The organism is Hymenobacter terricola (assembly GCF_017921975.2).
GTDB lineage: Bacteria > Bacteroidota > Bacteroidia > Cytophagales > Hymenobacteraceae > Hymenobacter > Hymenobacter terricola.
Window position 1 is genome coordinate 137,935 of record NZ_JAGEMO020000007.1, and the last position, 25,672, is coordinate 163,606.

18 protein-coding genes are annotated in these 25,672 nt (G+C 62.4%); 7 read left to right on the top strand and 11 right to left on the bottom strand.

All coding sequences use genetic code 11. The features are described 5' to 3' along the window. The first annotated feature begins 23 nt into the window (after positions 1 to 23). Positions 24 to 335, top strand: a complete 312-nt coding sequence (locus tag J4G38_RS07310) for a hypothetical protein (protein ID WP_210513827.1) — start codon at positions 24 to 26, stop codon at positions 333 to 335. Between the two features lie 560 nt (positions 336 to 895). After that, complete coding sequence (locus J4G38_RS07315) at positions 896 to 1,573, top strand: hypothetical protein (RefSeq protein ID WP_210513826.1); 678 nt, start codon at positions 896 to 898, stop codon at positions 1,571 to 1,573. Between the two features lie 19 nt (positions 1,574 to 1,592). Here J4G38_RS07315 and J4G38_RS07320 read toward each other — a convergent pair whose 3' ends face one another. The 10 genes from J4G38_RS07320 to J4G38_RS07365 form a co-directional block, all read right to left on the bottom strand. Continuing rightward, on the bottom strand, positions 1,593 to 2,513 hold the full coding sequence (locus tag J4G38_RS07320) for a radical SAM protein (RefSeq protein ID WP_210513825.1): 921 nt from the start codon (positions 2,511 to 2,513) through the stop codon (positions 1,593 to 1,595). Between the two features lie 53 nt (positions 2,514 to 2,566). Beyond that, positions 2,567 to 3,319: an ABC transporter ATP-binding protein gene (locus J4G38_RS07325; RefSeq protein WP_210513824.1), complete on the bottom strand. Its 753-nt coding sequence runs from the start codon at positions 3,317 to 3,319 to the stop codon at positions 2,567 to 2,569. Continuing rightward, positions 3,316 to 3,969 carry a hypothetical protein gene (locus tag J4G38_RS07330; RefSeq protein WP_210513823.1) on the bottom strand — a complete coding sequence of 218 codons (654 nt, stop codon included), beginning with the start codon at positions 3,967 to 3,969 and terminating at the stop codon, positions 3,316 to 3,318. Before J4G38_RS07330 ends, J4G38_RS07325 begins: the two co-directional genes overlap by 4 nt. Then, positions 3,962 to 4,582 (bottom strand): hypothetical protein, encoded by a 621-nt coding sequence (locus J4G38_RS07335; RefSeq protein WP_210513822.1) that lies wholly within the window; start codon positions 4,580 to 4,582, stop codon positions 3,962 to 3,964. Before J4G38_RS07335 ends, J4G38_RS07330 begins: the two co-directional genes overlap by 8 nt. Before the next feature lie 134 nt (positions 4,583 to 4,716). Next, entirely contained in the window at positions 4,717 to 5,487 is a 771-nt protein-coding gene (locus J4G38_RS07340; protein ID WP_210513821.1) for an ABC transporter permease, read from the bottom strand. After that, complete coding sequence (locus J4G38_RS07345) at positions 5,477 to 6,331, bottom strand: ABC transporter permease subunit (RefSeq protein WP_210513820.1); 855 nt, start codon at positions 6,329 to 6,331, stop codon at positions 5,477 to 5,479. The genes J4G38_RS07340 and J4G38_RS07345 overlap by 11 nt, the downstream gene beginning before the upstream one ends. Continuing rightward, a complete protein-coding gene (locus tag J4G38_RS07350; protein ID WP_210513819.1) occupies positions 6,306 to 7,529 on the bottom strand; it encodes an ABC transporter substrate-binding protein in 1,224 nt (407 codons plus the stop codon). Before J4G38_RS07350 ends, J4G38_RS07345 begins: the two co-directional genes overlap by 26 nt. Positions 7,530 to 7,598: 69 nt before the next feature. After that, positions 7,599 to 10,631, bottom strand: a complete 3,033-nt coding sequence (locus J4G38_RS07355) for a TonB-dependent receptor (protein WP_210513818.1) — start codon at positions 10,629 to 10,631, stop codon at positions 7,599 to 7,601. Between the two features lie 90 nt (positions 10,632 to 10,721). Further along, on the bottom strand, positions 10,722 to 11,420 hold the full coding sequence (locus J4G38_RS07360; protein ID WP_210513817.1) for a TIGR04282 family arsenosugar biosynthesis glycosyltransferase: 699 nt from the start codon (positions 11,418 to 11,420) through the stop codon (positions 10,722 to 10,724). 226 nt (positions 11,421 to 11,646) lie between these two features. After that, the gene (locus J4G38_RS07365) at positions 11,647 to 12,147 is read right to left on the bottom strand and encodes a T9SS type A sorting domain-containing protein (RefSeq protein WP_210513816.1); all 501 of its coding nucleotides are present in this window, start codon (positions 12,145 to 12,147) and stop codon (positions 11,647 to 11,649) included. 935 nt (positions 12,148 to 13,082) lie between these two features. On the opposite strand from J4G38_RS07365, the gene J4G38_RS07370 reads away from it, so the two are divergent. Next, a complete protein-coding gene (locus J4G38_RS07370; protein WP_226163242.1) occupies positions 13,083 to 15,647 on the top strand; it encodes a DUF5686 and carboxypeptidase-like regulatory domain-containing protein in 2,565 nt (854 codons plus the stop codon). Between the two features lie 69 nt (positions 15,648 to 15,716). Here the strand turns inward: J4G38_RS07370 and J4G38_RS28605 are convergent, their stop codons facing one another. Further along, positions 15,717 to 15,845: a hypothetical protein gene (locus tag J4G38_RS28605; protein WP_262905946.1), complete on the bottom strand. Its 129-nt coding sequence runs from the start codon at positions 15,843 to 15,845 to the stop codon at positions 15,717 to 15,719. 177 nt (positions 15,846 to 16,022) lie between these two features. Here J4G38_RS28605 and J4G38_RS07375 point away from each other — a divergent pair, with 177 nt between their 5' ends. The 4 genes from J4G38_RS07375 (at position 16,023) to J4G38_RS07390 (ending at position 25,635) form a co-directional block, all read left to right on the top strand. Further along, the gene (locus J4G38_RS07375; RefSeq protein ID WP_210513813.1) at positions 16,023 to 18,050 is read left to right on the top strand and encodes a 7TM diverse intracellular signaling domain-containing protein; all 2,028 of its coding nucleotides are present in this window, start codon (positions 16,023 to 16,025) and stop codon (positions 18,048 to 18,050) included. 518 nt (positions 18,051 to 18,568) lie between these two features. Next, the gene (locus J4G38_RS07380; protein ID WP_210513812.1) at positions 18,569 to 20,908 is read left to right on the top strand and encodes a beta-glucosidase family protein; all 2,340 of its coding nucleotides are present in this window, start codon (positions 18,569 to 18,571) and stop codon (positions 20,906 to 20,908) included. Positions 20,909 to 20,979: 71 nt separating this feature from the next. Beyond that, positions 20,980 to 24,135 carry a SusC/RagA family TonB-linked outer membrane protein gene (locus J4G38_RS07385; RefSeq protein ID WP_210513811.1) on the top strand — a complete coding sequence of 1,052 codons (3,156 nt, stop codon included), beginning with the start codon at positions 20,980 to 20,982 and terminating at the stop codon, positions 24,133 to 24,135. Positions 24,136 to 24,156: 21 nt separating this feature from the next. After that, positions 24,157 to 25,635, top strand: a complete 1,479-nt coding sequence (locus J4G38_RS07390; RefSeq protein WP_210513810.1) for a RagB/SusD family nutrient uptake outer membrane protein — start codon at positions 24,157 to 24,159, stop codon at positions 25,633 to 25,635. Positions 25,636 to 25,672 lie beyond the last annotated feature (37 nt).

The following is a 25,672-nucleotide window of genomic DNA, read 5'->3' on the forward strand; positions in this document are numbered from 1 at the left end:
CCGCCGGGCAACGTATGCTGGCAATGCCCCTCCCCCCGCCCGCCTCCCTCCCGCTCCTGCGCGTGGCCGCCACCTGGCAACTGCCCGGCCTGGGCCTGCTCGCCCTCCCCGATGGCCCCACGCCTCCCCTCGCGCCCTTCGCCCTGCACACCGCCCTGGCCGTGGAAGCCCGGCTGCCCGGCGGCACCCGCCACGCCGCCATTGCCACGGTGGAGGAAGTGACCCGGCCCGAGGCCCCTGATGCCCCGGCGCGCGGCCTGCTGCTCGATTTTGGCGCGGCCGTGGAGCTGCCGGCCGGCACCGAAATCTGGCTGGTGGCAGTGCCGGCGCAGTAGCCCCGCAGCGGCCCCGCTTCCCACCAAAACAAGCGCTACTTTGCGGCGCGGCCGTCCCTCCCGCTTCCGCTTGTTGTCCACCCTCTTACCGGTATTTACCCATGCCCTTTCGGAACCGCCGTCCCGGCGTTCCCGCTGCCTGCCGCCCACCCCGCCCACCCCGCCCACCCCGCCCACCCCGCGCCCCACGCAGTGCCCCACGCAGCGCCCGCTCCCCGGCCCATCTCCGGCCCTTCGGGACCCGGCTCCGGCCCGGATTAATCCTGTTCCGGCGCTATTTCTGGGTGCTCCGGTTCGCCGTTCGGCTGCTCCGCAACGCCGGAATCCTAGTCTGGTAAAAATAAATTCTATTCCTGTGGCAGGTTTGGCTGCTCCGGTGGCCGGTTTGGCTGGTCCGGTGCTCCGGGAGACCGCTCCGGTGCCCGGTTTGCCTGCTCCGGCGGTCGTTTCAGCCACCCCAGCTGCCCCAGGGCATCGCCAGGGCCGTTTTTCAACCGCAATCTGCAAAAAACACCATTCTTCACCCTTTTTCACATCCCCCTTTTTCAATCAACATTTCCATGAACAAAGACCAGCTCGCCCAAACCGCCCGCCATCGCAAGGTGAAGCAAACCCTCGCCGATTTTGCTGCCGATGTAGCCGCCGTGCCCGCCCTCGACCGCCTCGCCGCCACATACCTCGCCCAGCTGGCCCTACTCGATAGCACGGCCCGCAAAAACCCCATCACGTCGCAAGGCATCACACTCACCAAAAACAACGCCGGCACGGCCCTCATCGCCCGCCTCGTGCACGCCGCCAACGCCCTCTACCTGCTCTACAAGGCCGAAGGCAACCTCGAAGACGCCGCCAAGATGCATCGCAGCCCCAGCGACTACCGCGACCTGCCCGAGCTGGTCCTCGCCACCGAAGCCATCGACCTCAGCACCCGCCTCAGCGCCCGCGCCCAGGACCTGACCGACTACAACGTCACCGCCGCCGACGTCGAGGCCCTGGCCGCCGATGCCCAGTCCTTCGACCACTTCCTCCCCGCCCCCCAGCTGGCCATCGACGCCAACAAGCTCAAGGGCGCTGCCGCCTCGGCCACCCTGCGCACCCTCAACACCTACCTCAAAGACGACCTCTACGCCGGGGTTCTCTTTCGGCTCCAGCCGCAGCCTGCTTTCGGCCGGCGAGCGGCGCCTGCCCACCAGCGGCAGCGGGGCCCTCACCATCCGCTAGGCATGGGTTTCAATGCCTAGCGGATGGTGAGGGCAGGCATTAGGGGAGCAGAATCGCGCTTTCCTGATGCTGCCCGAAAAACTCGTCGCACCAGAGGCAGACGTTCTGCAGCTCTTCGGTGCGGGCGTGGGCGTGGGCTTCGGTCACGCCCACGGACTCGCCCATCTTCCAGGGCTCGCCCTGGTTGAGGCGCTGCATGATTTCGGATTTGGAAGCGCGCAGCAGCACATCGGCCACCTTTTCCCGGCGGGCATCGCCGAGCGGAAACTTCGTACCAGGGCAGCAGGGGTTGATTTTCCAGAGCTGGATGCTGATTTCCTGGGGCAGGTCGGTGCCGCCCAGGAAGCCCTTGGCCCCGGAGAGGATGGCGCAGAAATTATGGCTGGGGTCGCGCAGCCAGATGTTCTTTTCCAGGGCGCGGCCGCGGGCCCAGTTGCCGCCCAGCCACATGTCCTCGGTGGCGCCCCAGTAGCCCCAGCTCAGCGGGTTTTCGGCCAGGTAATGCGCCTTTTCGATGAGCGGGTCGTGGTCGTCGCCGTTCACGCCGCGGCTTTCGAAGAGGTCGGCCAGCGTCATCAGCCGCGCGCCGGAGAGCTTGTGGTAGCGGTCGATGCTGGCGATGTCGAAGCGCGTCACGCCCTTGGCAATGAGCTTATCGAGGATGTCGCCGTTGAGCAGGTCGCCGTTGGTTTGCAGCATTATCTGGGTGCGGCCCTGGTATTTGGCCTGAATCTCATCCAGGATGAGGTAGAGCTTGGCGCGGTCGGCCAGCGGCTCGCCGCCGGAAAGGATAAGGCGGTCGACTTGCTCGGGCAGGTTGCGGATGATGCGAAAACAGTCCTGCGCGCTGATGCGCTCGCCCTGCGGCCCGGAGCTGTTGTAGCAATGGTCGCACTTGTCGTTGCAGAGCTGGGTGAACACCCAGTAAATGGACTCGCAGTGCGTGAAATCGGTTTTCATATGTTGGTTGATAAAACGTCATGCTGCGCTACGCGCAGCATGACGCTTATTTTTTATCTCTCTTTTTTTAATAACGCGTTCTGCTGCACATTCTCCCAGAAAGCCAGCTCGGCCTGGATGTTCGTGCGCGGGTCCGCGATGAACTCGTGCACGGTGGCAAAGCTGGTGAGCTCGCCACGGTCGAGGTAGGCGAACTGGGTGCCGACGGTGAGGGCTTCGCGGCTGTCGTGGGTGACGAAGATGGAGGTGATGTGGTGCTGCTGGCTGACGTGCAAAAACAGCTGCTGCATGTCGGCGCGGGTCTGGGCGTCGAGGTTGCCAAAAGGCTCATCGAGCAGCAGCAGGCGCGGCCGGATGATGAGGGCGCGGCCAAACGACACCCGCTGCCGCTGCCCGCCGGAGAGCTGGTGCGGGGCTTTTTGGGCGTGTTCGCGCAGGTCCAGCTCATCGAGCAGCTCGGTTACCTGGCGGTCGGCTTCCGCCTTCGGCACCTTCCGGATGCGCAGCCCAAAGGCCACGTTTTCGAACACGTTGAGGTGCGGAAACAGCAGCGGCTCCTGGTAGAGGTACACCATCTGGCGCTCGTTGGGCGGCACGGGCAGCAGGTCCTGCTCGTGCAGCAGCACGTTACCGGCATCGGGCGTTTCCAGGCCGGCGAGGATTTTGAGCAGCGTGGTTTTGCCGCAGCCGGAGCGGCCCAGCACGCCCAGCACTTGCCCGGCGGCGAGGCTGAAAGAAATATCCCGCAGCACCGGCTGTGGGCCGAAGCTTTTGGTGAGGTGCGCAACGGTCAGCAGTTGGCTCATACCTGGGCGCCCGCGCCATACGCGGCGGCGTCAATGGTCATGCGCCCGGGCGCGGGCCGCACGCCGCCGAGCCACTCGGTGAGGCGGTCCACGTAGTTATCCAGGTGGGTGATTTGCTGCACGCCGTGCTCCACGATGGGGTCGAGGGTGGTGGCCAGCAGCGTGCCGCCAAACTCGTGGGTTTGCCAGGTTATCACGTCGCCTGCGGCATTGGTCTGAATGATTGCGGCCGCGGCGGGCACGCTGGTGTACACGCCGTGGGTGTGCCAGCAGGCCTGGCGGGGCGTGAGGCCCTGGTAGACGGGGTGGCTGAAATCGGTGTCGGCCACGGGCGGGTTGTTGGGGTCCGTCACCCACCAATAGTTGTTCACGGGCCGGTCTTCCCACTGCGCGGGCAGCCAGGAAGTGCGGCTGTCACCCTCCACAAACACCTTTTTGCCGGCCCGCAGAAAGTCGTAGATAATTTCCTTTTTCTCGGTCAATACTGCCTGGTTGGACTGGAAGGGAATGACCAGCGCGGCCAAGTCCTGCACGGCGGCCGCGTTCAGGTCGTGCACGTAGAGCAGGCGGTAGCTGTCGCGGTACTTGGGGGCCGTTGCCAGCGCGTAGTGCGACCACACGCCGTTGAAAATCAATCCGATGTTAGACATGAGCAGGAATTTTGGAAGTGGAAAGCACCCGGATAAAGTTTCGGTATAGCGTCACCAGCGCGCTGTCGGACTGGCCGGCGTAAGTAACATCGGCCAGCGGGCCGCTGGCCGTGAGCAACACGCGGCCGGCCGTGGTCGTTTCGTCGAGCACCACGATGGGGCGCTGCCAGGTATCGGCCAGCAGCACCTCGGCCCCCGGCGCGGCCCGAATGTAGCCGCAGGCCCACCAGCCGCTCATGCCGTGCGAGAAAATCAAGTCCTCCAAATCGAAGCCCTGGAGCAGGCCGTGGCGGTCCGGGCCGGGGAAGTAGCGCACGGCCTGGGTGCGGTGGGCATTGTCCATCACCCACTGGTTGCCGGGCACCCAGGCCGTAAACCAGCCGTCGCAGCACACCAGCGCCCGGCCCGCACCGAGAAAGGCGCGCACCTTATCCTTGATTTTCAGCATCGCGACGTGGTCGGAGCCGTTGGGCACCACTAGCAGGTCGTAGGGCATCAGGTCGGGGTTGAAATCTTTGGTGATGAGGCAGGTAGTGTAATGCACCAGCTCATTGGAAACGTAGTAGTTGTCAAGGCCGACGAGGCCGTTGGAAATGAGCAGGGCTTGAAGCATAAGGGTGAAGAATAAGTAAAACCAGAACGTCATGCTGAGCTTGCCGAAGCATCTCTACCGCTTCGTTGAATCGATTGAATTACTTGCGCGGTAGAGATGCTTCGACTTCGCTCAGCATGACAATATCGAATGTTCTACCCCAAATCCGGGCGGCGCAGCAGCGCCTTTTTATTCACCCACAGCAGCAGCGCCGGAGGCAGCAGCAGCAACAGCGAGGCCACGGCAGCCAGCTGCGCATTGGCTTCGCCCACGTATGTAAATACCTGCACCGTGAGCGTGCGCACCTTGCCCACGCTCAGTAGGTTGGTGAACCCGAAATCGAACCAGCTGAGCAGAAATGTCTGGAACAGCGCCGTGCGCAGCAGCGGCCACGCCAGCGGCAGCAGCACTTGCTGGAACGCCTGCCGCGGCGTGCAGCCCAGCGTGCGGGCCAGCTGCTCATACTCCGTGGCCTGCTGCGACCAAAAGCTGCGCAGTAGCAGCGTGGCGAAGGGCAGCGCAATCAGCAGCAGCCCCACCAGCACTCCACCCACCGAGCCCGACAAATGCAGCCGGATAATAAACGGCTGAATGAGCACGGCCAGCAGCACCGGCGGCAGCGCATAGGGCAGGTAGCTAAGGGCCTCCCAGCGCCCCGGCCGCGCCGTGCGCGCGATGGCCCACGCCAGCCCAAAGCCGCCCGCCGTGGCCACCGCCGCCACCACGCTGGCCAGCAGCAGGCTGCGGCCCAGGCCGGCCAGCAGCTCGTTGTCGGCGGCCAACAGGCTGCGCAGCGCCCCCAGCGAATATTCGGCGGGCAGCACGGCCGGAAACCGCCACCCCGGCGCCACCGCCAGCAAAGCCAGCAGCCCAAACGGCAGCGCAAACAGCCCTCCCAGCAGCGTCGTGAGCAGCTTAGAACGCATGGCGGCGGGTTAAGCGAATGAGCACCAAAATCAGCCCCAGCAGCCCCACGGCCACCAGGAAGCCAGCTAGGTATGCGGCCGGCAGCTCCCGCAAATCGAAGCGCTGCAAGCGCGTGGCGATATACACGCTCAGCATCTGCGGATAGGGCCGGCCCAGCAGCAGCGGCAGGTCGTAGGCCCCGAGCGTGGCAATGCCGCTGAGCAGCAGGGCGGGAGCCGCCCGGCGCAGTAGCACTGGCACCGCCACCCGCCACCGGAACTGCGCCGCGCTGGCCCCCAGCGTCTGGGTCAGCTGGCGGTAGTCATCGAGCCGGCTTTCCTGGTAAATGGCCTGGAACAACAAGGTCAGAAACGGGAAAGCCAGCAGTACCTGCGCCAGGATGATGCCCCCGCCGGCCGCGTCCTGCACCAACTCCGGAAAGGCGTCGAGGCTGTGGGTAAGGCCCAGCTGGAAGCTGAGGCGGGACAGCCACCCGGCCCGGCTCAGCAGCTGAAACAGGTAGAAACCCATCACCAGCGAAGGCATGAGCAAGGGCACGTACAACAGCGTCGGAAACGGCCGGCGCCGCAGCGTGGCCTGCGCCCCCAGCACCAGCCCAAGGGCCGCCGCTACCGACAATCCCAACGATGCGCCGGCCACCCAGAGGCTGAACAGCGCCGACTTCAGCAGGCCCGTATCGGCCCCCAGCGCCAGCCAGTAGCGCCCGGTGAAGCCCGCCGCCAGCGGCCCCACCACGCCCACGCTCCCCAGCAGGGCATAGCCCAGCCCGGCCAGCGGCAGGCCCACCACCAGCAGGGCGTACAGGCCCAAAAGCAGTTTACCGGACCGGAGCTTCGATGACATGGGCGCGGAAATCTTTGAACAGCCGGGTCATGTATTCCGGGTCCGGCTCGGCCAGGGCCAGGCCCTGAATGCTGGCTCGCCGGGGAGCATAGCGGCGCGAGGGCAGCTGCTCGAACTGCTGGCGCTGGGCCGCAGTTAGCGCAGCCAGGTTCAGCACGGTGTGGTCGCCCCACACGTTGGGGTCCATTTTTTTGAGCTGGGCTTCGGGCGAAATCAGGAAATTGACGACCAGCAGGGCGGCTTCGGGGTGCTGGCTGCCCTGCACCACGCCCAGGTAGTGCGAGTTTTGAATGGTGCCGGGCGTGGGCACGTAGGCGCGGGCCGTGGCCGGAAATACGCCCTGGTTCACCTTGTTGTCCACTTCGGCGTCGTTGTTGGAGAAAGTGAAGGCTACCTCGCCGTTGGCAAAGAGCTGGTGCAGCTGGGCCAGCTGCTCGGGAAAGGTCTGGCCCTGCTTCCAGAAGTAGGGCCGGCTGGCATTCACCTGCCGCCACAGCTCGCCCGACCATTTGGTATACACGGCCTCGTTGAACTTGCCCTGGAACAGCTTCGGGTCGCCCGCCAGGGCCATCATCCACGATTTCAGCAGCGTCATGCCCGTAAACTCGTTCGGGATGGTGAACTGGCCGGGGTGCGCCTTCACAAAAGCCGGCAGCTCAGCAAACGACTTTGGTGGCCGCGCCACCTTGCTCGAATCGTAGATAAACGTGAACTGCACGTTGCCCCAGGGGCACTCCATGCCCGCCACCGGCTGTTGGAAATCGGTGTTGATGAACGGGTTTTGCAGGTCGAGGAAGTGGGCGTTGGGCAGCTTGTCCACGAAGGGCCCGAGCAGCGCGTCCACTTGCCGCAGCTGGTAAAACGTCTCGCCGTTTATCCACACGATGTCGGCCTGGCTGGGCTGGCCGGCCTCTTTTTCGGCGGCCAGGGTTTGGGCCAGGCCCGCGCCCTGGGCAGCTGAAATTTGCAGGTCGATGCCATACAGCCGCTTCACCTCGGGCTTCACGTAGGTGCTCATGTACTTGTTGATGAGCGGGTCGCCCATCCACATCTGCATGCTCACGGGCTGGTTCCGGCCTTTGGCTTCGATTTGCGGCCAGGTTTGGGCGAGGGTTTGCTGGGGCGTGCGGAACATATCGGAACCGCAGCCGCTGAGGAGGCTGAGGGCGGCGAGGAATAAGAGGAGGATTTTTTTCATTGTTGAGAAAGCACGTCATGCTTCGGCTACGCTCAGCATGACGTTCTGTTTGATATTTCATTCAACCACCTACAGTGCGTAGCGCAGGCCGAACTGGAACTGGCGCGGCGCACTCGCATTGCGCCGGATGATGCCCGAGCCTGCGGGCCCTGCCTGAATCTGGTTGCTTTGCGTTGCGTTGTTGGCGTAGCCGCTCAGGTTCTGGGTGTTGAGCACGTTGAAAACGTCGGCGGTCAGCTCCAGGCGGCTGGTTTTCTCGCCGAAGTGCAGCGTGTACTGCGCGCCCACATCGACCGTTTTCGACCAGGGCAGGCGGTCGGAGTTGCGGCCTTCGCCGGGGTAGCGGTCGGCGTTGCCGAGGTAGGCGGTGCTGAAGGAGCTGCCGTCGCCGTTCAGGTCGTTGGTGAACACGTTGGTGGTGCCGGGCACCAGGTAGCCGCCCGCCACGCGGTTGATGGGCTGGCCGCTTTGCAGCAGCGCCGCCAGCGTAAAGCGCAGGCTGTTAACTGGGTAATAGCTGCCAATGGCGTTGATAACGTGCGTACGGTCGTTGATGGAATTGGCAAACTCGGCTCCGTAGTTGTTGCCGTCGGCGGCGCGGAAGTTCACGTCCTCGGTGTCGTTTTTCAGGTTCGAGAGGGTGTAGGAAACGCGGTAGCCGAACTGGTCCTCCGCCGCGTCTTTCTGGAGGTTAAAGCTGGCGGCCATGTAGCGCGAGCGGCCCTTCGACTCGGTTTCGACCACGCTGCGGGCCACGCCATTCACCCGCTGCCCGTCGATGAGGGCGTAGGAGCCCGTGGCATCGGTCACGATGGGCACCGGGCGGGTGGCATCGGCCTGGGTTGGGGTGCGAATTACCACGTTGTTCGGGTTCGTTACCGGGTATTCCGACACGCCGTTTACGTTGCGCAGGCGGAACAAATCGAAGGAGCGGTTGTACATCAAATCCACGTAGAAGCGCGTTTTGGGGTTCACCTGGTACTGGTAGCCCAGCGTGGCCTGGTGCGAGTAGGGGTTCTGGTAGCCCTCCGGGTTCAGGATGCGGCGCTCGCCGCCGAACACGGTGGCCCGCTGGCCCTGCAGGCTGGCCGCCGACGGCCCGTTGAGGTAGGCAACCCCGCTGGCGCTGGCGCCCTGGTTGCCATCGAAGGTGATGCGGTCCACGTCGGTACCGGCCGGCAGGGCGCCTACTTTTATCAGCTGGCGGAGCTGGGTTTTGTAGTCGGCCGAGTTGGTATTGGCCCCGAGGGCATCGCTGTACACGGTGTACAGAATCTTGTCGTAGAACAGGCCGTAGCCGCCGCGCAGGCTGCTGCGGTCGGTCAGCTGGAGGTTGAAATTGGCGCGGGGCGCGATGTTGTTGCGGTCGCCAGTGGCCGCGCCGCCTTTGGAGAGGTTGTCGTAGTCGTAGCGCAGGCCCAGGGTCACGTTCAGGCGGTCGGTCACGGCCACCAGGTCTTCCACGTAAACATTGTACAGGTTCTGAGTGGTGCCGAAGGAGGCCGGCCGCAGCTCCACGCTGTAGTAGTCAACGGCCGCGGTGCTGGGAATGTCGTTGATGCTCAAATCCGCCCCGAGGTTGCGGGCACGCAGCGCATCCAGCTGCGGCTGCGTCAGGTGCACGGTGTAGCTGCCGTTGGGGTTGCCGCCGCCAAACAGCAGATGCTCGGTGCTGATGATGCCGAAACCGCCCTTGAAGGTGTTGCGGCCTTTGAGCAGCGTGAATTTCTGCTGGGCCTGCCAGGTGCTCTGGTGCGAATCGAAGAGGTAGCCGGGGTGGCCGAGGTAGGCCAAGGTGGTGCCGGTGGGGTCGTTCACCGTCACATCGGGGCTGTTGGGGTTCTGGGCGCGGGCGTAGTTCCAGCGGAAGCGGGCGTACTGCACATCGGTTTCGGAAGTGAAGTTGCGGCCCACGTACACGTTCTGGGTGGCAATTTCGATGGAATTCCGGTCTTGCTTGTTGCCGCTGGACGGGAAGGCGATGCCGCCATCGAGCCCGCCGCCCTGGCGCTCAATGTTCACGATGCCCACGTTGGCCCGCAGCGACGAGCGGAACCGTTCCGTCCAGCGCTGGTCGAGCTTGCCCGAGAGGTAGGTGAACTGGTTGCGGCCGCGCACGGTGGCGTTCACGCCCAGCGTGGGCGACGTCAGCACGTTGTCCTTTAAGTCGAAGGTCTGCTCGGCGTTCAGGTAAAAAAACGTCTTGTCCTTCACCAGTGCCCCGCCCACGCCGAAGCCAAACTGCTGGCGCTGGAAGCCGCTTTTCACCTGGTTACCCGACAAATCGCGCTGGGCAAAATCCGTCTTGCCGTCGATGCCGGGACCGGGCCGGGTGAGGTAAAAAACTTCGGCCGTCAGGTCGTTGGAGCCCGACTTGGTGGTCACGTTCACGATGCCGTTGGCTGAGTTGCCGAACTCCGTGGAGAAGTTATTGGTGAGCACGCTCACGTTCTGGGCAAAACCCACCGGAATGGCGAAGCGCGAGCCGCCGAGGAAGTTCTCGTTGTTGTCGAGGCCGTCAATCAGGTAGTTGGTATAAAGGCCATTGGCCCCGTTGATGCTCACGTTGGGAGCTTCGGTGAAGAAGCCGGTGGCCAGCGTCACGTTGGGCAGGCGGTAGAGGGCGCGGGTGATGTCGCGGGCCTCAATCGGAATCTCGCGCAGCTCGCGGGCCGACAGTTCCGACGACACCTCCGCGTTCTGGGTGTTGATGGTGGTGGCGTTGTTGGGCGCCCGCACCGTCACGCCTTCCAGCGTTTGGTTGCTCAGCAGGGGCAGGTTCAGCGTCACGCTGGGGCTGGAGTTGGCCCGGAGCGTGAGGCCGGCTTCGCGCACGGCCTGGTACTTGTCGCTCACGGTGGTGCTCACGGCGTAAGAGCCGGCGGTACTCAGGCCCCGGAAGCGCACTTTGCCCTGGGCATCGGTGGTCAGCTCCGCGCTCAGGCCCACGGCGGCATTATCGAGGTGCACGGGCAGGCCCGCAACCGGTTTACGGGTGCTATTATCCAGCACTGATACCACCAAATCTACCTGCGCGGCAGCCCGGTGCAGAGGAATGAAAAACAGAAACAAAAACGCAATAAGCGAAGAAACTTTTTTCATGTGAAACTGCTAAAAATCAAGATATAAAAGCACAGCCCACCATCAATTCCCCATAAGAAAACTGGCAGTAGGCTGGCAAATGCCAGGATTTTAGCAATTTGGAGGGCCTCGGTGCGGATACGCCGCCGTGAGGGCCAGCGGGGCCGCGCTCTGCACGCCCGGCCAAGGCCGGGGGACTAAATGCCGCCGCAGCCGCCGCAGGGCGCGCAGCTGGTGCCGGGCCATCGGCTGCCGTAGCACCTGGGCCAGGTCTTGTTCGTTGTCCACATCGGCCAGGGCTGGCAGCTGCTGCACGGCAGCCCCGGCGGCCCGCAGCCGGTGGGCGAGCGCCCGGCCTAGCAGAGCCGTCTGCCAGGGCAGGGCAGCCCAGACCGCAGAGTCGAAATAAGTGCGCGCCACACCCAACAAGTACACTCCGCCGTCGGTGGCGGGGCCCAGGACCGCGCCAGTCATGGCCAGCATTGCCAGGGCCCGGCGCAGCAAGCCTACATCCAGTTGCGGGCAGTCGTTGCCGATAACCAGCAACTGCTCGTAGCCGCTGGCAAACGCCTCGTGCATGGCCCTGCTCAACCGGGCGCCAAAGGTGGCGCCAGTCTGCCGGCATGAATCGATGCAGAGAAAATCGGCCCCGACCTGCCGGGCCGTGGCCGTAGCGTGGCTAATAAGCTGGGCAACTACGGCTACGTTATCCGCCCTTGCCCCATTGCTCACCAGCTTTTTGTGCGCGGCATCCTGGCCCGCCGAGCGGGTAAAAAGCAGGATGGCAACAGCGGAAGTAGGCTTGGTCAAGGGTGACGAGTGGATGAGCTTGCGAGAAACTGCAGGCACTTACGACGGTACGCAGGCTTTAGATGTACCCAAAACTACCGTTTATTGTAAATAAGCGCTGCCGTGCCAACTGCACAATCACGCGGTTGTTCTACCGGAACAGCACCCTTTTACCGCGTTTTATTGCCCGGCCATGCACGCGGCTGGCCCTGCTTCAGCAACTGAGACTTATAGTTCTGGCCGCGCTTCAATAACACAAAAAGACCCTATATGCTTTGCTAAGGGCCTTTTTTATTTTGCACCGCATTTGCAGCGCGGCCAAATCCAGGGTGTGTTTAAACCAGAGCTTCCAGCATTTTTCCTCTTGCTGGTACGCCAGGCGGCCCGCCACTTTCGCCACTCGCACGGTAGTGCCGGTGGTCTGCTCGCGCAGTACATATACCCCGTCGGGCAGCCCACTCAAATCCACCTCGCTTTGCTGTGTAAGCGGGATTTCACCCGTTTTCACCGCTTGGCCCAGTCGGTTGAAGACCTTCAAACCCGTGCCTGCCGGCCCCGTGACGGTTATTACGGCCGTGGCCGGGTTGGCATACGCTTGCAGGGTCAGCACCGCCGCCACGGTAACTGCCACCACGGGGCTGTTGGTGCTCGTGCCATCCTTATCGACTTGCCGGAGACGGTGGCAGGCCAGGTCAGTGGGCGCGACCGGGGCAAACCGGTAGGCGACCGGCTGCGTGCGATTGCCCACCGCCGCTGAAGCCTGTCAGCATGCTGACGCAGGCCCCGACGGGCACCGTGGTGGCCAAGCCCACCCGCAACGCCGCGCTGCTGAGCGCTACCACTGGCGAGATAGTGGCCGCCGTAGCCGCATTGGTGTCAATCGCATCGAGCGGGGTACTGATAATGCCACAACCGATGATGACACAACCACAGTCTTTATCGACGACGGTGGACGCCCATTGCATCTGCGCCAAGCCCGCGCGAGGAACAAGGCGCCTAACAGCACAATCAGAAAGAGAGAGAGAGACTTCGAAAGAGAATTCATGACGAAGCTATTTAGAAAGTCAGTTCGCTGATGTAGAGACGCCTATTTGCGTCTCGTCGTTGAGTGATACCAGGGGTTCCCATTCAACGATGAGACGTAAATAGGCGTCTCTACGCCGTTCTGGCGACTTTCTAAACAGCTTCGACTGTAATAATTGGGCGATGTAATACCCTTCAATCAAATTTGATAAAATGTTAATAATTAATATATTGATTATTAACGCGGAATTTATTCCACTAGTTGAAAAAGGTAGTTTCTGAGCTGTGCCCGCTTTCTATGTACTCGCAGCATCTTCCCATAAGGGCAGCTTGTGGCCAGCTGACGCATACACGGCTGCGCCCCGAAATGCCCCCTTCTTTTCCCATAAAGTAGGACGATTGGCAAGGCCCGGCTCCCGGCCCAGGCAGCGGCAGAGCGGGGGCGAAGGAGAATTATCCCTCCGCTGAAAATGCTGGCTATCAAATTTCACCAGTTGTTTTGGCAGCGTTCAGCGGGCCCCGACAGCCACTGGTGGGGTTAGTTTAATCTTTCACCAAAAAAACTGGCTCTCCCACGTGGAACTAGTTAGAAGCCACGCACGCTTTGCGTAAATTGCGGGACTGCTACTGGTCCTCGCATTTGGCTTCTTTGTACTGCGTATGAAATTTCTTGCTCCGCTGCTCCTGGTATGCCTTTGGGCATTGCCAGCCGCAGCCCAGCGTATCGTAATCAGCGGCCAAGTAGTTGAGGCTACAAACGGTGAGCCGGTGCCGTTCGCCTCCATCTTCATCCCCAAAACCAGTACCGGCGCCACCGCCGATGCCGACGGCAAGTTTAAGCTGGCCGTCACGGGCTCGCCCGACTCCATTGCGGCCTCGGCCATGGGCTTTGCCACCCAGCGGCGCAAGCTGAGCGATGCCGCCGTGCAAACGGTGCTCTTCCGGATGAAAACCGGCGGCGTGGCCCTATCCGAAGTGGTGGTGCTGTCGCGCCAGCCCGAAAACCCCGCCTTTCGCATCCTGCGCGAAGTGCAGAAGCACAAGCCTGAAAATGCACGCAGCGGACTGCAAGCCGCCGAGTACGATTCTTATAATCGCATCGAAACCAGCCTGATTGACCTGCCCGCCAGCTTGTCTAAGCGCAAGGTCATCAAAGACATTCGGGCGCTGGCCGTGCGGCAGGGAGCCGCCGCCGCCGCCGCCGACGACGCGCCACTACCCGTATTTGCGTCCGAAGTAGGGTCGCGGGTGTACCAGAAAAACTCGCCGTTGCGGCGGCGCGAAGATTTGCTGCACAAGCAGATGCGTGGCGTAGGCCCGCGCGAAGGCTCGGTGCTTTCCCAGATGCTGGGCTCGAACTTTCAAAACTTCGACTTCTACCCCAACTGGCAGAGTGTGCTGGGCAAGGACTTCATCTCGCCCATTGCCGAAGGCGGCCGCGTAACGTATGACTACGAGCTGCAGGATTCGGTGTTTGTGGGCAAGGACTGGTGCTACAAGATTGCCGTGACGCCCAAGCGGGCGCACGACCTGGCCTTCAAAGGCACCATCTGGATTACGCAGGAAGGCTACGCCCTGCGCCGCGCCGACCTGATAGCCAGCCCCGAAGCCAACATCAACTTCGTGAGCGACCTGCGCATTTATCAGGACCTCACCCCTCCCACCGATGGCCCCGGCCTGCCCACCCGCACCAAGCTAGTGCTCAGCGTGCGGCCCTACGAGAAGCAGGCCGCCATGCTGGTGCGCTTCACCACGGTGAGCAGCAATTTTGTGCGCAACCAAGTGCACAATGAGCCGGGCTTCTACGACCAGCCCATCGTCTCGACGCTGATGGAACCCACGGACGGCAATGCCACGAGCAGCCTGATTCCGGGCCTGCCACAGGGCGGGGCGGGTGGCTACTTCGACCAGCACCGACCCGATACGCTGAGCCTGAGCGAGCGCCAGACGTTTGCCGTCCTCGACTCGGCCAGGCAGCTACCGTCGGTGCGCAACGTCCTCGACTGGGTCGATTTGTTCGTGAACGGGTACAAGCGCGTGGGCAAGCTGGACCTGGGACCAATCTCCACACTCTATGCCCACAACGACTTCGAAGGCAACCGCATCCGCTTTGGCTTCCGCACCACGCCTGATATCAGCCGCAATTGGGTAACGCAGGTGTTCGTGGCCTACGGCACGCAGGATGGGCGCTTTAAATACGGTGTTCGGACCAACTATATTGCCGAGCGGCGGCACTGGACCGTTTTCACCGGCGAGTTTAAGCACGATGTGGAGCAGGCTGCCTTGCTCGACAATGACTTTCTCGACAACAACAACCTGTTCATCGCCGCCTCACGCTGGGGCCGCTTCCGAGGTGGCAGGCCTGTATTGCGCGACCTTACCTCCCTTAGCGTGCAGCGCGACCTGTTCCATGGCTTCACCCAGACCCTGACGCTGCGGTACCAATATATCAACCCGCTATTTGAAACGCGCTTCAAGGCCAACACGGGCGGTGGAGTACCACCAACCGACGAGTCAGAAACCAATATTCTGCATCTGAACGAATTGGTAGCGGAATCGCGCTATGCGCCCGATGAAAACCTGGTGCAGAGCGAAAACCGCCGGCGCGCGGTGGGCCTGAAGCGCCTGCCAGTGTTTGGCTTCCGCTACACGTTGGGTGCCATCGACTGGACCCAAGGCACCTTCATGTACCACAAGTTCAACTTGTCGATTATACACAGCGTATCGGCAGGCCAGTTGGGCCGCCTGACTTACCGCGCCGAGGTCAACTACATTCCTTCGCCCCTGCCCTATATTATTCTGAAAACGCCGCTGGGCAACCAAACGCCGTTTTACAACGCCAACGCCTTCAACCTGATGAACTACTTTGAGTTCATTACCGACCGTTCGGCTTCGTTACGCCTCGACCACCATTTTGAAGGCCTGCTCATCAACTCCATTCCCGGTTTACGCGCCCTTAACTGGCGCTTGGTGGCCACTGGCAATGTGCTCTATGGCAAGCTGTCGGACCGTAGCCGGCGCATCAACAGCGACTCACCTGACTTACCCGGCCCCATTTCGATGCCTTATGTGGAGGTAGGCTACGGAATAGAGAACATCCTCAAGTTTATTCGGATTGATTTTATCCATCGCCTTACCTACCGTGAGCAACCGCTGCTTATAGATGCAAGACACCCAGAGCACCAAAATTTCGGCATCAGAGTAGGGGCTCAGTTCCGCCTCTAATCCTTCATTCCTTGCTTAATTTGATACGTCAGGCCTGCCGTAGCTTCATTGCGGCAGGCCTGACGTATTTTAGTTGAACGGCTGACCGACCACCGGCACGGTGTAGACAACTCGGGACCGATGACCGGCTACCACCGGTGCGCCGGCGTAGTCAATGCCCCCACCAGTAGCAGCGCAGCGAATTAAAGAAGTTTTCATACCAGGGAAGAAAAGAATTCGAAGCACATCCCTTTGGCGGGTGAAACGCGGGCTCGGCGGGGGCCTCACAAGCAAGCTTATGCGTTTAGCCAGTGGCCCAACTTGGCCATTGTGCGCAAGCAGGACCATGCCTGTCAACGCGTTATCGAAGCGCTTTTTCGTACGTTAGTCCCCGCTATGCCTACTCCCACCCATTTAGCCTCATGGACCAGCAGTTGGGCTCGCCTGCTGCGCTACCACTTTTATGCCCTGCCGCTGTTGCTGGGCCTGCTTTGCCCCACCAGGGTATTGGCCGCGCCCGAAGACACCCTGGCCGTAAACCCTGCCCAGCCCGAGTTCTACCTCGACGAGAACTACTACAGCATGCTGGAGGACCCCACGAACCGCCTCACCGTGGCCGAGGTGCAGTCCCCTGCCTGGGCCCGGCGCTTTGTGGTGATGCGGGGGTCGGGCCACCCGCCCAACATCCAGCATCCGCGCAGCACCTACTGGCTGCGCATCACCATGCGCCATGCCCCCAACGAAACGGCGGCCTGGTACCTCGAGCTCTACGATTCGCACATCGGGCAGGCGGTGTTCTATTGGCCCGAGGCGGGCCCGCACCAACCCTACAACAGCGTGGCCACCGGGGCCAGCCAACCGTTTGCCACCCGCCCGCACCCCTACAAAAACTTCCTCTTCGACCTGCCACCCCGGCCGAGTCAAACCACGACGTACTACCTACGCCTGCGCTCCGACACCAAAACCAGTTTCCGGGCCATGTTGCATAGCGGGCCGGGCCTCATCCCGGAGCTTTCGCTGCAGTACTGGCTGCTGGGCATTTTTTATGGCATCCTGCTCATCATGGTGCTGTACAACCTGATTCTGTTCTTTTTCCTGAAGGAGCAGACCTATCTGTACTACGTCCTGTACGTGCTGAGCGGGGCCCTGCTGTTTCTGACCGAAGACGGGCTGGGATTCCAATACATCTGGCCGGGTGGCCCCCGGCTGAACCACTTTCTGGGGGCGGCGGCCCCCGTGCTGCTGCTGCTCACCTTTGCCACCTACGCCAGCGGCTTCCTCGATACCGCCTCGCGCCTGCCGGCCCTGCACCGCACCGGCCGCTGGGTGGTAGGGCTGAGCACGGCCCTGCTCGTGCTCGATGCGGCTGCAATTCACTCAGGCTTTAGCTTTTGGCTGTACCTGCTACCGTATGGGCTGCTGTACTACGCCGGTTTTCAGGCCTATCGGAGTGGGCTGCAGCCGGCGCGCTACCTGCTGCTGGCTCAGGCGCTGGTGGCCACCAGCCTGGTATTTCTCATCATGCGCAAGCTGGGCATCAACTTCTATAGCAACGTCTACACGGTGTACAGCCTGAACGTGGCGTTTGTGCTTGAGGTAGTCATTCTGAGCTACGCGCTGGGTAAAAAGCTCAAGAGCCTGATGGACACCACTCTCCTTACCCAGAACCGCCTGCTGAAGCAGCTCCGCAAAAAGCATCAGGCCCAGGACCGCCTGGTGGAGCAGATGCGCGAAAACCAGCAGCTCAAAGACCAGCTCAACACCGAGCTGGAGGCCCTGGTGGCCCAACGCACCGCCGAGCTGCGCCGCCAGAACGACACCGTGGCCGCCCGCAACCGCGACTTGCTCGAAGCCAACGGTCTGCTGGCCTTGCAGTCGGCGGCCATCGAGAAGCTCAACAACGACCTCAGCCGCGACCTGCACGCCGAGAAGGCCGCCCGCATTGAAGCCCGGGAAGTGGATTTTGGCGAATTCAGCCAGATTTATCCCGATAAGGATGCCTGCCTGCACTACCTCGCCGACCTGAAGTGGGCCCACGGCGGCTACCGCTGCCGCAAATGTGGCCACGAGAAAAGCTGCGAAGCCCGCGAGCCCCACGCCCGCCGCTGCACCCGCTGCCGCTACGTGGAGTCGGCCACGGCCGGCACGCTGCTGCAAAAGTGCAAGTTCTCCATTGTGAAAGCCCTTTACGCAGTGTTCCTGCTGCACGCCCACAAGGGCAGCTACTCCTCGTCGGAACTGGCGCGGGTGCTGGAGCTGCGTCAGGCCACCAGCTGGGCCTTTGCCCAGAAAGTGCTGGCCGCCCTGCAGCGCCGTCGTTTGGCCCAGGACTACGAAGACGGCGAACCCTGGACCCATGTGCTCCTGGATGCCACCGCCGAAGCCGAACTGGCGGAAACCGAACTGGCCAAACAGGTAGAATAAGCGGCTCTATTGCCCCGGTAACGATTGCAATAAATTACCGACTACTAATTCTGCCTTCAGTAGGCTTTCTGGCCACTATATAAGGTGAAAACTACCTGCTGGATACTTGACGTCACTTTTTTTCGAAAAAGCGACGTTTTTTTTCGTTGTTTTTTAGCGCAGACGCTCAAATGGGCCAAACGCTACTATCGGAGGCGCCAAGCAGCAAAGCGGACTTTTTACGTGTGTGGCAAGCGTATAGCGAGCAGGTTGCTATTTAGATAAAACGCTTAAATCAGCGCATCAGGAGCCTTTTGTTGCTTGCATTTGCAAAACACGCCCCTATACATTTGGGTAACAATTCCCACCCTACCCTCGTGTTTCGCACTGCATTTAGCTTCTTCTCGGCGGCAAGCTTCCGCGCGATATTGGCTGCCTCAATCCGTCCTTCGGGATGGTGCAAGGCACTCCTGGTCCTGCCACTACTGGCAGCTTGCCAGCGCGGGGGAGTGCCAACCGTAGCAACAGCTGCCCCTCCGGTGGCCCCTGCGCAAGCCGACTTGCCGGCGCCTGCTTTTAGCCCGCGCGTGCAGCAGCTACTGGCCCAAATGACGCTGGAAGAGAAAATCGGGCAGATGACCCAGCTCAACCTTTCGGCGATAAACCATACCGGAGCCGGTGGCGATGTCACCCTGGACTCGGCCAAAGCCGCCGGGCTGGTCCGGAATTTTCATATTGGCTCGTTTATCAATGGGGAAGCCGTACCGGCTACGCAGTGGCTGCACTACTCGGCGGCGCTGCAACGCATTGCCCTGCGCGAGTCGCGGCTGCACATCCCCATGATTTATGGCATCGACCACATGCACGGGGCAAGCTACGTGAGCGGCACGGCCATTTTCCCACACAACATCAACCTGGGTGCCAGCTTCAACCCCGAGCTGGCCCGCCAGACGGCCCGCGCCACGGTGCTCGAATCGGCAGACCTGGGGCACCACTGGATATTTGCACCGGTTCTGGATTTGGGCGTAAACACCTACTGGCCGCGCTTTTACGAAACCTATGGCGAAGACCCGCTGGTAGCCGCCACGCTGGGGGCCGCTTTCGTGCGGGAAATCCAGACCAATACTGAAATCGCTCCTTACAAAGTAGCGGCCTGTGGCAAGCACTTCCTGGGCTACTCCGACCCGCGCAACGGCTGGGACCGCACCAACGCGCTAATCCCCGACCAGCGCCTCCAGGAGTTCTTTCGGCCTTCGTTTCAGGCCGCAATCGATTCCGGACTGAAATCCATCATGATTAATTCCGGCGAAATCAATGGGGAGCCGGTGCACGCGTCGAAGGCCATTCTCACCGATTTGCTGCGCCGCCAGATGGGCTTTAAAGGCGTGGCCGTGACCGATTGGGAGGATATTATCCGGCTGGTGCGCGTTCAGAAAGTGGCCGCGAACGAGAAGGAAGCCACCTGGATGGCCGTCGACGCGGGCGTGGACATGGCCATGACGCCGTACACCACCAACTTCTGCCGCTACGTGAAGGAGTTGGTGCAGGAAGGCCGCCTCACCCAGGCGCGCATCGATTTATCGGCGGGCCGGGTGCTGCAAATGAAGGATGAAATCGGCCTGTTCGAAAACCCCATGCCGCGCGGCGACCGGCTGAACCGCATCGGCGACCCGGCGCTGCGGGCGCAGGCCGTGGCCGCCGCCCGCGAGTCGGTGGTACTACTTAAGAATGAGCAGAATGCGCTGCCTTTGGCGCCGGCCCGCGTGAAGCGGCTGCTGGTGGTGGGGCCGTCGGCCGAATCGCGGGCGAACCTGAGCGGCGGCTGGACCCTGGCCTGGCAGGGCCGCGCCGAAGAGGCCTACCCCAAGGACGTGCCCACGCTGGTAGAAGCCTTGCGCAAGGAATTTCCCAATGCCCGCGTGGAAACCCTGCCGTACCGCGACACCAAAGGCAACTTGTTGCTCACCAATATTTCAGCCGCTGCCAGGCAGGCCGATGCCGTGGTGCTGGCGCTGGGCGAGCGGCCTTATACCGAAGGCCTGGGCAATACCTCGGACCTCACCTTGCCCGATGACCAGCAACAGCTGGCCCGCGCGGCGCAGGCCAGCGGCAAGCCCACGGTGATGCTCCTGATTGGGGGCCGGCCGAGCATTGTGCGTGGCGTGGCCGAGGGCACGTCGGCCATCATCTGGGCGGGGCTGCCGGGCTACGGCGGCGGCACGGCGCTGGCCGAAATCATCAGCGGCAAGACGAACCCGAGCGGCAAGCTGCCCTTCACGTACCCGCAGTTTGCCGGGCACATTGCCAACTACCACCACGACAACAACGAAAACAGCCTCGACCTGAGCGACTTCGGGGCGGGCTTTGAGAAGCGCGGCCCCAAGTACAAAAGCTCGATGCGCACCGAGTTTGGCGAGGGCCTGAGCTATACCACCTACGCCTACTCCGGGCTGGCGCTGAGCGACTCGGTGCTGACTGGCAGCGCCGCTACCCTGCGCGCCACGGTGCGCGTGGCCAACACCGGCCCCCGCGACGGCCAGGAAGCCGTGCTCTGGTTCCTGACCGATGAAGTGGGTCGCATTGCCCGGCCGGTGCGCCTGCTCAAACACTTCGAAAAACAGGCTTTTGCCACTGGCCAGGCCCGGGAAATGACCTTCACTATCGACCCGCTGCACGACCTGAGCTACCCCGACGCGCAAGGCCGGCCGCAGCTCGAAGACGGCTGGTACACCCTGCGCGTGGGGGCGCAATCGGCGCGCTTCCGCTACGTGAGCGGGCCCGTGGCCCGCAACGCCACCGCCCCAAGCGGCACCGGGGCCGTGCTGCCCGCCGGCAGCAACACCCGCACGGCCACGGCCGAGGCCGGAGGGCCCAGATAAGCTATTCCCACCCGGATTTTCTCGTTGATTTTCAGCACGTTTTTTCCCACCACTTTTTCAAAAATCCCACAATGAAGCGAAATTTATACCTGATTGCGCTGACGCGCAGCACCGCGGTATTGCTAGCTTGCGGGCTGCCCGCGCTAGCGCACAGTGCGCCGGCTACCCTGGCGGCCGGCCCGCTGGCTCGCCCCGCGGCAGATGTGCCCGTGAGCGGGCGCGTAACGGGAGCCGACGGCGTCGGGCTGCCCGGCGTGACGGTGCTGGTGCGCGGCACCAGTCTCGGCACAGCCACGGGGGCCGATGGTTCGTTCAGTCTCACGGCGCCCGAAGGCAGTACCTTGGTGTTCAGCTTTGTGGGCTATGCCACGCAAAGCGTCGTGCTATCGTCGGCCAACAGTAGTAGCCTGACGGTTAGCCTGAAGGAAGACACCCAGAAGCTGAATGAGATTGTGGTAGTGGGCTACGGCACCCAGCAGCGCGGCAGCGTGACGGGCGCCGTGTCGTCGGTATCGTCGCGCGAAATCGCGTCGCAGCCGGTGGCCGATGCTACCCAGGCCATTCAGGGCCGGGCCGCGGGCGTGACGGTGACCTCGAACGGCGGCGCGCCGGGCGGTGCGGCCGGCACTTCTATTCGGGTGCGGGGCATTACCTCGGCGGGCAACAACAACCCGCTGTACGTGGTCGACGGCTTCCCGCTGCCCGACAACGGGGAGAGCCAGCTGAACGCCATCAGCCCCAACGACATTGAATCCATCGACATCCTGAAGGATGCTTCGGCTACGGCCATTTATGGCGTGCGGGCCGCCAATGGCGTGGTCATCATCACCACCAAGCGCGGCAAGGCCGGCACATCCAGCATCAACGTGGATGCTTACCGGGGCGTGCAGGAAGTGTGGCGCAAGCTCAGCCTGCTGAATGCCACGGAGTACGCCGTGATTAACAACGAAAACCGCATCGCGGCGGGCCAGCCCATTGTGGTTGACCGCCTGCGCAACCCGCAGGCCCTGGGCGAAGGCACCAACTGGCAGGACGAGGTGTTCCGCCGGGCGGCCATTCAGAATTACTCGCTGTCGGCGGCCGGCGGTAGCGACAAGGCCCGCTTTTCGGTGGCAGGCAGCTACTTCCAGCAGGATGGGACCATTATCGGTTCTCATTTTGAGCGGTTTACACTACGCGCCAACGGTGATGTGCAGGTAAACAAAATTCTGAAAATCGGCAACAGCCTTTCGCTTACGCACGTGGAAGACCGCCAGATTAACTCCGGTGGTGGCAACGATGGTGCCCGTAACAACGAGTATGGCACGGTGCAACAGGCCATTCGGATTCCTTCCATCATTCCGATATACCGCCCGGACGGCTACTACTATGAGCCCCGCGGCCAGCAAGACAACTTCGTGGAGGAGAACCCCTTGGCGTCCGCAACGATTAGCAACCAGAAGTTCATTCGTAACCGGGCACTGACCACCTTCTTCGCTGAACTGGAACCAGTAAAAGGACTCCGCTTCCGTACCAACCTAGGCGCTGACCTTGTATTTGAAAACTACAACGGCTTCCGGCCGGGAGTGCCGGAACTGCGCGTAGGCACCGAAGTGTACAACACCCGCTATACTCAGGAAACATCGGGCGGGACTGCTACCTCATCTTACACGCCAAGCTTTCTGATTGAGAACACCGCCACCTACGACCACCTCTTCGGTGACAAGCACCAGGTGACGGTACTGGCAGGACAGTCGGCGCAGTCGTTTGGCTTCAGCAACGTGCAGGCTTACCGCACTGGCTACTCGCGCAACGATTTGCAGGTAATCAACACGGGCCCTCTTAACCCAGCGCTGGCCAATGGGGGAATTATCAACCCCGTTGCGCACATTGCCAGCTATTTTGCTCGTTTGAACTATGAGTTTGCCGGCAAGTACCTGTTGTCGGCCATTGCCCGCTACGACGGCGTGAGCAACTTCCAGCCCGGCTCGCAGTTCGGCTTCTTCCCCGGCGTATCGGCCGGCTGGCGGATTTCGGAGGAAGAATTCCTGAAAGGCAACCGCGTTATCAGCAACCTGAAGGTGCGGGCGGGCTACGGCAAGGTGGGCAACCCCAACAACGCCGGCCGCTTCGCCTACCTCTACGCCATCAACTCGAACATTCAGTATCCGTTTGGCGCGGCGGGCAACATTCAGACCGGGGCCGCGCCCACTCGGCTGGCCAACGACCAGCTGCGCTGGGAAACCAACAACCAGGCGAACGTCGGCATTGACTTCGGCTTTCTGGAAAACCGCTTCGAAGCCACTGTTGACATCTACGAGCGCAAGTCGCCGAACCTGATTGCGCCGGTGCCGGTGTCGCTGGTGTCGGGCACGTACGAGAGCGTGAACCGCAACGCGGCTTCGGCCTACAACCGCGGCGTTGACTTCTCCTTCACTTCGCACAACTTCCAGGGCGGCGAGAGCGGCTTCAACTGGACCACCAACCTGAACCTGTCGGCCTACAAAACCCGCCTGGAATCGCTGGGTGTAGGGAAGCCCTACGACGGCCTGAGCGGCCTGAGCGGCGTGATTGTGCGCTACGACCAGGGCCAGGCCTTTGGCTCCTTCTATGGCTACGTGGCCGACGGCCTGTTCCAGACGCCCGAAGATGTGCGGAACCACGCCACCCAGAACGGCGCCGCCCCCGGCGATATCCGCTTTAAGGACGTGAACGGGGATGGCGTTATCAACGCCGACGACCGCACGTTCATTGGCGACCCGAACCCCAAGTTCACCTACGGCGTGAATAACACGTTCTCTTACCGAGGCTTCGACCTGAACGTGTTCCTGCAGGGCTCGCAGGGCAACAAGATTTACGACCAGAACCGCTACGTCTTGGAAAGCGCCTTGTACGGCAACAGCAACGGCAGCACCCGCGTGCTGGGCCGCTGGACCGGCCCCGGCACCAGCAACGACGTGCCCCGCGCCATTGCCGGCGACCCCAACACCAACCTGCGCGTGAGCAGCTACTACGTGGAGGACGGTTCCTACATGCGCATCAAAACCCTGACGCTGGGCTACGCCCTGCCCAAGAGCGTGCTGGAACACATTGCGTCCAAACAAGTGCGCGTGTACGTGAGCGCCCAGAACCTGCTCACCCTGACCAAATACACTGGTTTCGACCCCGAAGTAGGCTCCCGCGGCGTGGACCTGGGCGTCTACCCGCAAGCGCGTGTGTTCCTCGCCGGCCTCAACATCGGTTTCTAACCTTCTAATTTTCCCAACACGATGTTATCCCTCCCTAAATACACCGGCAGCGCCTTGCTGCTCACGCTGGGCCTCTTCCTGACGGGCTGCGGCGAGAAATACCTGGAAGAATCCCCGACCGACCAGGTGACCGACGCGAACTTCTACAAAACGACCACCGACGCCATTCAGGCCACCAACGCCATTTACAGCGAGCTGGGCAAGGGCGGCCAGTACAACTACGCCCTGTGGGGCATCGGCGACATCGGCGGCGACATTTCCTACACCGGCGGCGGCGGCGGCGGCGACGGCATCGAGCAGCAGCAGCTCGACCACTTCAACATCCCGACCACCAACCCGCTGATTACCCGCCTGTGGGGCGGCTGCTTCATCGGCATTGGCCGCGCCAACATTGTGCTGCAGAAGGTGCCGACCATGCAAATTGACCCGGCCATTCAGACGCGCAGCCTTGGCGAAGCCGACTTCCTGCGGGCCAAGTACTACTTCGACCTGGTGCGGGCCTACGGCGATGTGCCGCTGCTGACCTCGCCGCCCACCACGCTGGACCAGGTAAACATTCCGCGCACCCCGGCCGCCCAGGTCTACGCGCAGATTGAGAAAGACTTGCTGGACGCCATCACCAAGCTGCCTGCCTCGTACAGCGGCGACGACCTGGGCCGCGCCACCAAATGGGCCGCTACCGGCCTGCTGGCCAAGGTGTACCTCACCGAAGGCAAACTGGCGGAGGCGGCCACGCAGGCCCGCGCCGTTATCAGCGGCAGCGGCAAAAGCATGTGGGCCAACTACGGCGACAATTTCAAGGTGGCCAATGAGAACGGCCAGGAGTCGTTGTTTGAAGTGCAGTACGTATCGGCCCGCAACCAGTACACGTTCGACGGCCTGGGCTTTGTGGGCAACGAATTCTTTGGCCCGCGCGGCCAGGGCATCGTGCCCCAGGGCGGCTACGGCTTCAACATCCCCGAAGACGCTTTCGTGGCCGGCTACGAAGCCGGCGACACGCGCCGCGACGTGACCATCTGGAAGCCGGGCGACGTGTACCCCAACGGCCAGGTTCAGCCGACGTCGCTGCCGGGCTCGCCCCACGGCTACGGCTGCAAAAAGTGGTTTGTGGGCAAGGTGAACACCAACATCTGGGATTCGGAGCTTAACATTCCGGTGTTGCGCCTGGCCGAAGTGTACCTGATTCTGGCCGAGGCCGTGGGCCCCACGCCCGAAGGCCTGGAAGCCATCAACAAGGTGCGCCGCCGCTCATTTGGCCAGCCCATCAACACGGCGGGCTCGCACGACCTCGCGGCCAGCCTCAGCGCCACGGCATTCAAAACGGCCGTGTGGCGCGAGCGGAAGTACGAGCTGGCGTTTGAGAACGACCGCTGGTTCGACATGAAGCGGACCGGTGAGCTGCTCGCCTACCGCGAGTTTCACCCCTTCAACATCGTGCTGCCCATTCCGCAGACGGAGCGCGACGTGAACCCCGGCCTGGCCCAGAATCCCGGCTACTAAGCCGGCCGCCCGTCCGCCCGGGCTGCAACCCAGCGCG